General features: G+C 71.0%; 8 protein-coding genes. 6 read left to right on the forward strand and 2 right to left on the reverse strand.

What is annotated here, in order from left to right; genetic code table 11:
- Nucleotides 1-35: 35 nt before the first annotated feature.
- Both J2S44_RS20700 and J2S44_RS20705 read right to left on the reverse strand, forming a co-directional pair.
- Nucleotides 36-1,307, reverse strand: coding sequence for an ABC transporter substrate-binding protein (locus J2S44_RS20700; RefSeq protein ID WP_310416454.1), 1,272 nt, complete (start codon nt 1,305-1,307; stop codon nt 36-38).
- A 102-nt stretch (nt 1,308-1,409) separates the two neighbouring features.
- The gene (locus J2S44_RS20705) at nt 1,410-2,495 is read right to left on the reverse strand and encodes a LacI family DNA-binding transcriptional regulator (RefSeq protein ID WP_310416457.1); all 1,086 of its coding nucleotides are present in this window, start codon (nt 2,493-2,495) and stop codon (nt 1,410-1,412) included.
- A 303-nt stretch (nt 2,496-2,798) separates the two neighbouring features.
- Between J2S44_RS20705 and uxaC the strand changes: the two genes are divergently transcribed.
- The 6 genes from uxaC (at nt 2,799) to J2S44_RS20735 (ending at nt 11,452) form a co-directional block, all read left to right on the forward strand.
- The gene (gene uxaC, locus J2S44_RS20710) at nt 2,799-4,214 is read left to right on the forward strand and encodes a glucuronate isomerase (protein WP_310416460.1); all 1,416 of its coding nucleotides are present in this window, start codon (nt 2,799-2,801) and stop codon (nt 4,212-4,214) included.
- Complete coding sequence (locus J2S44_RS20715) at nt 4,211-5,524, forward strand: enolase C-terminal domain-like protein (protein ID WP_310416463.1); 1,314 nt, start codon at nt 4,211-4,213, stop codon at nt 5,522-5,524. Before uxaC ends, J2S44_RS20715 begins: the two co-directional genes overlap by 4 nt.
- Entirely contained in the window at nt 5,521-7,014 is a 1,494-nt protein-coding gene (locus tag J2S44_RS20720; RefSeq protein WP_310416466.1) for a mannitol dehydrogenase family protein, read from the forward strand. Before J2S44_RS20715 ends, J2S44_RS20720 begins: the two co-directional genes overlap by 4 nt.
- 129 nt (nt 7,015-7,143) lie before the next feature.
- Entirely contained in the window at nt 7,144-8,316 is a 1,173-nt protein-coding gene (locus J2S44_RS20725) for a Gfo/Idh/MocA family protein (protein ID WP_310416469.1), read from the forward strand.
- Between the two features lie 182 nt (nt 8,317-8,498).
- A complete protein-coding gene (locus tag J2S44_RS20730) occupies nt 8,499-9,797 on the forward strand; it encodes a pectate lyase family protein (protein ID WP_310416472.1) in 1,299 nt (432 codons plus the stop codon).
- 71 nt (nt 9,798-9,868) lie between these two features.
- The gene (locus J2S44_RS20735) at nt 9,869-11,452 is read left to right on the forward strand and encodes a pectate lyase family protein (RefSeq protein WP_310416475.1); all 1,584 of its coding nucleotides are present in this window, start codon (nt 9,869-9,871) and stop codon (nt 11,450-11,452) included.
- Nucleotides 11,453-11,584: the final 132 nt, after the last annotated feature.

The following is an 11,584-nucleotide window of genomic DNA, read 5'->3' on the forward strand; positions in this document are numbered from 1 at the left end:
AGCGTGCCTCCTTCTCCACGTGCGCGAGCGGTGCGTCAGCCGAGCTTGCCCGCGGCCTGGGTGAGGAAGTCCTGTGCGGCCTGGGCCGGGGTGGCCTTGCCGTACTGGACGCTCTCCGCGATGGACACGAGCAGCGTGCGCACCGCGGCGTGGCCCTTCGGCGGCGGCGTCGGCGCGGCGCCGAACTTCGGCGTGATCTCGGTCTCGAACGCGAGCGAGGTCTTCTGGTTCGCGTCGGTCAGCGTGGCCTCGACCTCCTTGCGAAGGTCCAGGTTCGGCGTGATGCCGCGCTCGATGCCGAGCGTCTTCGCGGCGGTGGCGTCGTTGACGAAGTAGTTGATCACGTCGGCGACGACGTCCGGGTACTTCGTCTTGGACGAACCGGACCAGTACATCGAGGCGCGCGCCCACTGGCCGCTCGGGTCACCGGGGTACGCCATCAGCCCGAGCTCGTCCTTGGTGTTCTTGGACAGCGCGGCCAGCTGGTTCGACCAGACCCAGCTGGTGGCGGCCTTGCCGGTGACCACGAGCTGCTTGCTGGCGTCCGAGCTGTTGCCCTCGTGGATCACGTCCGCGGTCGGGGTGGCGCCGGAGTCGCGCGCGCCCTTCCACAGCTCGAACCAGCGGGTCAGGTCCTCGGCGGTGAAGCCCAGCTCCTTGCCGTTGTAGAACTCCTTGCCCTGCTGGCGCAGCCAGACCCAGAGCGCCTTGTAGTCCGCGCTCGGGTCCATCGTGCCGGGCATCTTGCCGCCGGACTTGGTGCTGACCTCCTTGGCCCAGGTGATGAAGGCCTCCCAGGTCATGCCGGTGGTCGGCTCGGCGACGCCGAACTCCTTGAGCTTCGACTTGTTGTAGATCAGGCCGGGCGTGTTCTCCGCCAGCGCGACGCCGGCCTGCTCGCCGTCGACCACGCCGTACTTCGCGAGGCTCTCCGGGAACTTGGACAGGTCGAGCGTCTTGTCCTCGACGTACGGCGTGAGGTCCAGCGTGACCTTGCGCTCGGCCAGCTCGGACAGCATGTTGTCGTCGAGCTGGAAGATGTCCGGCGCGTTCCCGCCGGCCGCCTGCGTGGAGAGCTTGTCCAGGTAGCCCTGGTTGCCCTGGAACGTGGTGACGAACGTGACGTTCGGGTGCGCGGCGGTGTAGGCGTCGAGCACCTTCTTGGTGGTCTCGGCGCGCGAGTCGTCGCCCCACCAGAAGACGCTGAGCTCGACCTTCTCGTTCGGGTCGGTGCCCGCGTCGTCGTTGCTGTCACCGCACGCGGCGGCACCGAATATCAGGGGAAGCGCGACCGCGGTGGCGGCCAAGCCGCGAAGAACACGACCAACTTTGAGGGTACGGTGAGGGCGCGCGGGCAGCGCGCTCTCCGGATGTGTGGCGGGGTGCATTTCTGCGCTCACTCCTTGGGCTTAGGAGGCGACAACTTCCGGGAAAGGCGCGACCGCGCCGCCCGGGTCCGCAGTGCCATGCGGGCCCGGGCCCGTTGAGTCGCGTATGACCAACTGGGTCTGGAGCGTTACCTGTGCGGTGGTGCGGCGGTCGTCGACGGGAACGGTCCCGGTGGCGCCGCGTCCGACGCGACCCGGCCAGGAGCCGTCCTGTTGCAGGAGCATGTCGACGGCCGCCCGTCCGGCGGCCGCCGTGGGGTTGGCCACCGTCGTCAATTTGGGCCGGGTCAGCCGGCTGAGCGTGATGTCGTCGATGCCGACCACGCTCACCTCGGCCGGGACCGCGATGCCGAGCGAGTCGAGCCCTTCCATGAGGCCGATCGCCATCAGGTCGTTGTAGGCGAGCACGGCGGTCACCTCGGCGCGGCGCACCTGCTCCGCCATCGTCTGGCCGCCGCGCTCGGTGGGCGGGTTCGGGCCGAGCACGGTCAGTTCGGCGCCGCCGGCGCGGGCCGCCGCGGTGGCGGCCCGGCGGATCTCCCGGCTGGTCCACGAGCCACGGGGGCCGGAGAGCAGCGCCAGGTCGCGGTGGCCGAGCGAGACCAGGTGCTCGATCGCGAGCCGGGCGCCCTGGCCGACGTCCATCACCACCGACGGCAGGCCGGCCACCTGCCGGTTGACCACGACCAGCGGCACCTCGCGGGACAGCTGCTCGATGAGGCTGTTGCTCATCCGCGGGCTGCACAGCAGGATGCCGTCCACCTGCTTGGCGAGCGCGTGGACCAGCTCCTCCTCGACGGCCGGGTCCTCGTTCGTGTCGGTGACGAAGATGTGGTAGTCCCGCTGGCGGGCCTGGGTCTCCGCCGCCTTGATCAGCAGCGGGAAGAACGGGTTCGAGATGTCCGGCACGATCAGGCCCATGTTGTGCGTGCGGCCGGTGATCAGTGCCCGGGCCGCGCGGTTGGGCCGGTAACCCAGCGACTCCGCACACGCCAGCACGCGACTGCGGGTGTCCGGGTTGACCAGGTGGGGTGCCGAGAAGGTGCGCGAGACGGTGGAGATGTGCACCCCCGAGGCCCGGGCAACGTCTCGGATCGTGGCTGGCACGCGAACCCCTTCGTGGTCATCAATGCTGTGGCCGTCGTCACGTGGATGGCCAATTAATGCAAACGGTTGTGCCTATGTCAATGGATGTTTGTTGCGGAACTATTGCGGAAGCGCTCCCAAGGCGATCATGCACCAGGCTAAATTAGGACAAAATAGCCCTCTTTGTGTTCGGCCGTTGACGGACAGCTATCCCTCATGGTTTCTTCGCTGCAAACCTTTGCAGTTATGGAAAGCGATGTAACCCCGGCTGCCGCCCCGATCGCCCGTCCCTGACCCGAGTGAACCAACCCTCCTAGGAGCCTCGTGTCCGACCTCCTCCTACCCGCCGAGCCCACGCAGCGCGGCATCGCCCGTGAGCTGTACGCGCTGGCGGCCGAACAGCCGATCATCTCGCCGCACGGCCACGTGGACCCCGGTCTGATCGCGGACGACGCGCCGTTCCCGGACCCGGCGCGGCTGATCATCGTGCCCGACCACTACGTCACCCGGATGCTGCTCAGCCAGGGCATTCCCCCGGCGGAGCTGGGCGTCCCCACGCGCGACGGCACACCCTCCGAGCAGGACGGCCGGACGATCTGGCGGCGCTTCGCCGAGCACTGGCACCTGTTCCGCGGCACGCCGTCGCGGCTGTGGCTGGAGCGGACGTTCGAGACCGTGTTCGGCGTGACCGAGCGGCTGAGCCCGGCGACCGCGGACGCGATCTACGACGAGATCTCCGCGAGACTGGCCACGCCCGAGTTCCGGCCGCGGGCGCTGTTCGAGCGGTTCAACATCGAGGTGCTGGCCACCACGGAGTCGCCGCTGGACGACCTGGCCCGGCACGCGCGGCTGGCCGACGACGGCTGGGGCGGTCCCGGCGGCCGGGTGATCACCACGTTCCGGCCGGACAACGTGGTGGACATGGAGTTCGAGGACTGGGCGGGCAACGTCGCGCGGCTCGGCGAGATCACCGGCGAGGACACCGGCACGTACCGCGGCTATCTGAACGCGCTTCGCGCGCGGCGCCTGGACTTCGTCGCGGCCGGGGCGACCAGCACCGACCACGGGCACCTGACCGCGCGCACGCTGCTGCTCACGCCGGCCGAGGCCGAGGCGCTCTACACGCGCGGGCTGTCCGGCACGGCGACGGCCGAGGACGCGGAGGCGTTCCGCGCGCACATGCTGATCGAGATGGCCCGGATGTCCATCGAGGACGGCCTGGTGATGCAGCTGCACCCGGGCGCGTTCCGCAACCACAACCGGTGGCTCTACGACCGGCACGGCCGGGACGTGGGCGGCGACGTCCCGCACGCGGTCGAGTTCGTGCACGGCCTGAAGCCGCTGCTGGACGCGCACGGCAACGACCCACGGCTGCGGCTGGTGCTGTTCACGCTGGACGAGGACACGTTCACCCGGGAGCTGGCGCCGCTGGCCGGTGGCTACGCCGCGCTGTTCCTCGGCGCGCCCTGGTGGTTCCTGGACTCGCCGGAGGTGATGCGCCGGTTCCGCGAGGCGGTCACCGAGACCGCGGGCTTCTACAACACGGCCGGGTTCGTGGACGACACCCGCGCGTTCTGCTCGATCCCGGTGCGGCACGACGTGGCCCGCCGGATCGACGCCGGGTTCCTGGCCCGGCTGGTCGCCGAGCACCGGCTGCCGCTCGACGAGGCGGCCGAGACGATCGTCGACCTCGCGTACCGGCTGCCCAAGAAGATCTTCAAAATCGGAGAGAAGCTGTGACCACCATTCTCGCGGTCGAGGTGCACGACGTGCGGTTCCCGACGTCGGACTCGGCGGACGGTTCCGACGCGATCAACCGGGGTGACTACTCGGCGACCTACGTCGAGCTGCGCACGGACGGCCCGCACGTCGGCGCCGGCTTCACGTTCACCAACGGCCGGGGCAACGAGATCACGGTCGCGGCCGTGAAGGCGCTCTCCCGGCACGTCGACGGCAAGACGCTGGAGGAGATCGTCGCGGCGCCGGTGGCGTTCTGGCGGTCGCTGTCCGCGGACGCGCAGCTGCGCTGGCTCGGCCCGGAGAAGGGCGTCATCCACATGGCGACCGGCGCGCTGGTCAACGCGGTGTGGGACCTGCGGGCCAAGGTCGAGGGCAAGCCGCTGTGGCGCCTGCTGGCCGAGATGCCGACCGCGGAGTTGGTCGCGTCGATCGACTTCCACCACATCACGGACGCGATCACGCCGGACGAGGCGGCCGCGATCCTGGACAAGGGCCGGACCGGGCTGGACGAGCGACTGGCCGAGATCGCCCGGGACGGCTTCCCGTCGTACACCACGTCGGTCGGCTGGCTCGGTTACCCGGACGAGAAGGTGCGGGCGCTGAGCCGGGCCGCGTTCGCCGAGGGCTGGCGCGCCGTGAAGATGAAGGTCGGCGGCCCGATCGAGGACGACGTGCGCCGGGCCCGGATCATCCGCGAGGAGGTCGGGCCGGACACGCGGCTGATGATGGACGCGAACCAGGTCTGGGACGTCGACGAGGCGATCGAGAACATGGCGCGGCTGGCCGAGTTCGACCCGTACTGGATCGAGGAGCCGACGCACGCGGACGACGTGCTCGGGCACGCCCGGATCCAGCGCGCGGTGGCGCCGATCAGAGTGGCCACCGGCGAGGTCGCGGCGAACCGGGTCATCTTCAAGCAGCTGCTGCAGGCCGAGGCGATCGGCGTGATGCAGATCGACGCGTGCCGGGTCGGCGGCGTCAACGAGGTGCTCGCCGAGATCGTGATGGCCGCCAAGTTCGGTGTCCCGATCTGCCCGCACGCGGGCGGCGTCGGCCTCTGCGAGTACGTGCAGCACCTGGCGATCTTCGACTACCTGCGGGTCAGCACGTCGCTCACCGGCCGGATGGTGGAGTACGTCGACCACCTGCACGAGCACTTCGTCGACCCGGTCAGCACCCGCGAAGGGCGATACCTGGTGCCGGAGCGGCCCGGGTACAGCGCGGAGATGAAGCCGGAGTCGGTCGCGGACTACAGCTTCCCGGACGGGCCGATCTGGAGCGCCCGGCTCGCGGACGGGGTGGACGCATGACCAGCGTGGTGAGCGTCAAGCGGCTCGGTCTGGGCGCGATCGCCTCGCTGCCGATCGAGAGCCGGCCGTTGGTCCGTCCGGACGAGATCGGCAGCGGCATCGTCCACCTCGGGCTCGGCGCGTTCCACCGGGCGCACCAGGCGGTCTTCACCGAGGAGGCGATCTCCGCCGGCGGTGGCGACTGGGGCATCGTCGGCGTGGCACCGCGCAGCACCGGCGTGTTCGACCGGATGCGGGCGCAGGACAACCTGTTCAGCGTGACCACGCTCGGCGCGCACACGTCCCGGACCCGCGTGATCGGGTCGTTGTCCGAGGTACGGCACGCGGCCAGCGACCCGGCCGCGATCGTGGCGCTGCTGGCCGACCCACGGATCCGGGTGGTGACGCTGACCGTCACGGAGAAGGCGTACCAGCTGGATCCGGTGACCGGCGAGCTGCTCGCGGACGAGGCGGTCGCCGCGGACCTGACCACGGACCGGCCACCGCAGACCGTGCCCGGCCTGCTGATCCGCGGGCTGCTGGCGCGCGCGGCCGCGGACGCCGGCCCACTCGCGCTGCTGAGCTGTGACAACCTGCCGTCGAACGGGCGCCGCACGCACGGGTTGGTCGGCGCCGGACTGGCGTTCGGCGGCTTCACCGGTGCGCCGGCCGACTGGATCCACCACAACGTGACGTTCCCGAACTCGATGGTGGACCGGATCGTGCCGGCCGCCACGCCGGAGACGTTGGCCACCGCGGCGCGCGTGCTCGGGGTGGAGGACCAGGCGGCGATCGCGGCCGAGCCGTACACCCAGTGGGTCATCGAGGACCGGTTCCCGGGCGGCCGGCCGTCCTGGGAGCAGGCCGGCGCGATCATGACGGACGACGCCGGGCAGTGGGAGCGGCTGAAGCTGCGCACGCTCAACGGCGTCCACTCCGCGCTCGCCTACCTCGGCGCGCTGGCCGGAAAGGAGACCATCGCGGAGGCGCTGGCGCTGCCGGGCATGGAGGGCACGCTGCGGAAACTCATCGCGGAGGACATCGCGGAGAGCTTCCGGCCGCCGGAGGGCGTCTCGATCGTCGGGTACGGCGACGACGTGCTGGCTCGCTTCGCCAACCCGGTGATCCTCTACCGGACGCACCAGGTGGCGATGGACGGTACGCAGAAGCTGCCGCAACGGCTCCTGCACACGATCCTGGACCGGCGGGCCGCGCACGGTGACGCGCGGTGGGCGACGCTGGCGGTGGCCGCGTGGATGCGGTTCGTGCAGGGCACGGCGGACGACGGGACCGCGCTGCCGCTGAACGACCCGCTGGCCGACCGGATCCGGACCGCGCTCGCGGACACGTCGTCGGAGCCGGCCGCGGTGGTGGACGCGCTGCTGCACATCGACTCGGTGTTCCCGGCCGCGCTGGCCGGGGACGACGAGGTGCGCGCGTCCATCACGTCCTGGCTCACCGACCTGACCCGGCACGGCGCGGCTGCCACGGTCGAGGCGGCCGGGAGGTGAGCCGCCCGCGACTCGTTCCGGCCCGGCACCGGCCGCCGGGGAGCCGTCGCGTCGTGGGGACTCCGGTATGAGTGAGCCCGTGCGGGAATCATCTGCTCGGTGGGACGGTGGCGCGGCGAGGAGGCCGGCATGAGACGCGTGGCGCTGATCGGGGCGAGCGGGCACGGGCTCTCGCATCGCCGGAACCTCGCTCGGCTGGCCGCGGCCGGCCGGGTCGAGGTGGCCGCGTTCGCGGACCCGCGCCCGCCCGCACCGGCGGAGGACGCGCCGATCGACCCGGCCACCCGGATCTTCACGGACCACGCGGAGATGCTGCGCGAGGTGCGGCCGGACGTGGTGGTGATCTGCACGCCGCCGCACACGCACCTGGCGATCGCCACCGACGCGCTGCGCGCCGGCGCGGACGTGCTGCTGGAGAAGCCGCCGGTGATGTCCCTGGCCGAGCATCGCGCGCTGGCCGCGGTGGCCGCGCGCACCGGCCGGGCCCTGCAGATCGGCTTCCAGGCGCTCGGTTCGGCAGCGCTGGCCCGGCTGCGCGCCGCGATCGCGGACGGGCGGCTCGGCGAGGTCACCGGCATCGCCGCGGTCGCGTCCTGGCAGCGGCCGGACGCGTACTACGCGCGGACGCCGTGGGCCGGGCGCCGCACGGTGAACGGCCGCCCGTCACTGGACGGCGCGATCGCGAACCCGCTGGCCCACGCGCTGATGCAGGCGCTGGCCCTGGCGCCCGACCCGCGGCCGGTCGCGCTGGAGCTGGAGCGGTACCGGACCCGGCCGATCGAGGTGGACGACACCGCGAGCCTGCGGGTGTCGTTCGCGGCCGGCCCGCCGGTGCTGATGGCGGTGACGCTCTGCGGTGAGGACTTCATCCGGGGCGAGATCGTCGTGCACGGTACGCACGGCCGGGCCGTGCTGGAATATCCGACCGACCGGCTGCTGCTGCCCGGCGACGACGCGCCGCAGCACGTGCCCGGCCGTCGTGACCTGCTGGAGAACCTGCTGGACGACCCGGCGCAGCTGATCGCGCCGCTGGACCGGACCGCGCCGTTCACGGCCGTGCTGGAGGCGGTGCAGGCGGCGCCGCCACCGCACGCGATCGACGCGGCGCTGGTCGACTCCGTGGGCACGCCGCCGGACCGGGTGCACGTGATCCGGGGCGTGAACGCGGCGCTGCGTGCCGCGGCGGACCGGCCCGCACTGCTCTCCGAGCTGGGCGTCGGCTGGGCACGGGAGCCGTGGCGCACCCCGATCGACGGACTGCCGGCACGAGACCTGCAAACGGGAGGCAAAACCGCCCGGTAACCAAACGGACAGAGTGGTCCACAATCCGGCGTTTGTGCGTCGGTTAATGGGTCATGCCGCTTTTACGTGCAACTAACCTGCATATTCGTTTTATTGACTCTCATCCACGTAAATATCTACGTTGAGCCCAGATGTTTCGCGTTCGTAAACGCATTCAGTGTGGCGCTCACGTGGAGAGATCAATGACGAAACCCACCATCGCGGCGGCGATCGCCGGATTGCTGTTGGTCACGCTGCCCTCGTCGGCGCAGGCGGCCCCGCCGGACCTGGGACGGCAGACGCTTCCGGCGAACGACGGCTGGGCCGCCGCCGGACCCGGCACCACCGGCGGCAGCGCGGCCGACGACGCGCACGTGTTCACGGTGCGCACCCGGGCCGAGCTGGTCGCCGCGATCGGCGGCCGGGCCGACGCGAGCCCGAAAATCATCTACGTCGAGGGGCGCATCGACGGCTTCGAGGCCGCGGACGGGACGCTGCTCGACTGCGCCGACCTGGCCGACCCGGCGTACTCGCTGGACGCCTACCTGGCCGCCTACGACCCGGCCACCTGGGGATACGTCGCACCCACCGGCGAGCTGGAGGCGGCCCGCGCCCGGTCGGTGACCCGGCAGACCGCGCAGACCCAGATCAACCTCAGCCCGAACACCACGATCGTCGGCCGGCCCGGCGCCACGCTGACCGGTCTGACGCTGATGGTCGACGGCGCCAGCAACACGATCATCCGCAACCTCGCGATCGAGGACGCGCGGGACTGCTTCCCGGCCTGGTCGCCGACCGACGGCGAGCTCGGCAACTGGAACTCGAACTACGACCTGATCTCCGTGCGGCGCAGCCAGAACGTGTGGGTCGACCACGTCACGTTCTCCGACGGCGACAACCCCGACACGGACCAGCCGATCCACTTCGGACGGCCGTACCAGGTGCACGACGGGGCGCTGGACATCACGCACACCGCGACCTACGTGACCGCGTCGTGGAACGTGTTCACCAACCACGACAAGACCATGCTGATCGGCTCGTCGAACACGGTAGGCCCGGACGTCGGCCGGCTCAAGGTGACCATCCACCACAACCTCTTCGACGGCAGCATCCAGCGTCTGCCGCGCGTGCGGTTCGGTCAGGTGGACATCTACAACAACTACTACCGCAGCTCCGGCGAGACGTTCGACTACGCGTGGGGCGTCGGCGTGCAATCCGCGATCTACGCGGAGAACAACTACTTCCGGCTCTACGACGACCTGCGGCCGGACGCGATCATCCGCGACTGGGGCGGCACCGCGATCACCGAGCGCGGCACCGTCGTCCGCACCGGCAACCGCGCCGAGGCCGCCATCAGCGCGCTCGACGCCTACAACGCCACCCACGACCCCGATCTGAGCGGTGACGCCGGCTGGACCCCCGTACTGCGGGCCGGACCGGTGCACGCCACCACGGATGTCCCGAGCGTCGTCGGCTCGTTCGCCGGCGCCGGGCGGATCTAGCGCCCAGTTCGCCCGGCCGTCCCGCCATCGGCTCCACGAGGCGGCCGGGCACGACCCGAAAGGAACCCACCATGCGACGTGTCGCCCACACGATCGCCCTGGCCGCGGTCGCCGCGGTCGCCGCGGTCTACGCGGCACCGGCCGCCAGCGCGGCCTCGCTGCTGACCGACACCTTCGAGGACGGCAACTCCAACGGCTGGTCCAAGTCGGGAGGCTCCTGGTCGGTCGTCTCCGACGGCTCGTTCGCCTACCGCCAGACCGGGACCAGCGCGGACGCCCGCACCTACACCGGGACCGCGTCCTGGACCGACTACTCCGTCCGGGCCCGGGTGAAGCCGACCGGCTTCAACGGCAGCGGGCGTACGGCCGGCATCACCGCCCGGGTGCAGAGCGGCAGCGCCTACTACGGGCTGGCGCTGTCGAACGCGGGCCGGATCGAGCTGTTCGAACGGGCCGGTGGTGCGCCGATCGTGCTGGCGTCCGCGGCCGCGACGGTCAGCACCGGCACCTGGTACACGCTGACGCTCGAGGTCACCGGCAGCACACTGCGCGGCTACCTGAACGGCGCGCCGGTCGTCACGGCCACCGACGGCACGCTCACGTCGGGGCGGGCCGGGCTCGCCACGTCGTACGCGTCGGCCAGTTTCGACGATTTCGAGGTCTCCACCGGCCCGGTGGTGGAACCGACCGGCACCGTCACGCCCACGCTGCCGCCGACCGAGCCGCCGATCGACCCGGGTGCGCCACCGATCGGCTTCGCCTCGGTGAACGCGCTCGGCCAGAACGGCACCACCGGCGGCGCGGGCGGGCCCACGGTCACGGTGGACACCGCGGCCGAGTTCCTCACCGCGATCGCAACGGCCGGACCGCTGAACATCCGGGTCAGCGGCGTGCTCACGCTGCCCGGCCCGATGCACGACGTGACCAGCGACAAGACCATCGTGGGCGTCGGCGCGGCGTCCGGGCTCACCGGCGGCGGCCTCAACATCGGCCTGCCGGTCTCCGCCGTGACCTCGCCGCCGGCGGACGCGGTGCACAACGTGATCATCCGGAACCTGAACTTCACCGGTACGCCGGACGACGCGATCAACGTGCAGATGTTCACGCACCACGTGTGGATCGACCACAACGACCTGTCCGACGGGTACGACGGGCTGATCGACATCAAGCGCGGCTCGTCCTACATCACGGTCTCCTGGAACCACACGCACGACCACTCGAAGAACATGCTGCTCGGGCACGACGACAGCAACGGCGCGCAGGACACCGGGTACCTCAAGGTGACCTACCACAACAACTGGTTCGACCGGACGCCGCAGCGCAACCCGCGCATCCGGTTCGGCGAGCCGGTGCACGTGTTCAACAACTACTTCGTCTACAACACCGACGTCGGCGTGGCCTGTCAGGCGAACGCGGGCTGCGTGATCGAGGGCAACTACTTCGAGGACGTCGAGGAGCCGGTCAGCAACAACTACGCCGGCCCGGGCGGGCGCTGCGTGGCCCGCAACAACGTGTTCGTCGGCGAGTCCGGTGCCCCGGACTGCAGCGGCACCGTGCAGGAGCCGAGCACCTACTACAGCTACACCGTCGCCGACCCGAACGGCGTCAAGGCCGCGGTCATGGCCGGCGCGGGCACCGGAAATCTCGCTTTCTGATGGTGTGACGTGACCGCGGGCGGCCGGCAGAACCGCCCGCGGCCACCGGCCCCCGGCGGTGGGCAGACACCCCGGGGGCCGCAGACCTCAACATATCGACAGACGTCGAGGTGTTGACGCAATCCGGGTGGG

Source organism: Catenuloplanes niger (assembly GCF_031458255.1).
GTDB lineage: Bacteria > Actinomycetota > Actinomycetes > Mycobacteriales > Micromonosporaceae > Catenuloplanes > Catenuloplanes niger.

What these genes read in the sequence shown, in the direction of transcription:
- J2S44_RS20735 (WP_310416475.1), top strand. Translation starts at nt 9,869, where the DNA reads ATGCGACGTGTCGCCCACACGATCGCCCTGGCCGCGGTCGCCGCGGTC.
- J2S44_RS20725 (WP_310416469.1), top strand. Translation starts at nt 7,144, where the DNA reads ATGAGACGCGTGGCGCTGATCGGGGCGAGCGGGCACGGGCTCTCGCAT.
- J2S44_RS20730 (WP_310416472.1), top strand. Translation starts at nt 8,499, where the DNA reads ATGACGAAACCCACCATCGCGGCGGCGATCGCCGGATTGCTGTTGGTC.
- J2S44_RS20720 (WP_310416466.1), top strand. Translation starts at nt 5,521, where the DNA reads ATGACCAGCGTGGTGAGCGTCAAGCGGCTCGGTCTGGGCGCGATCGCC.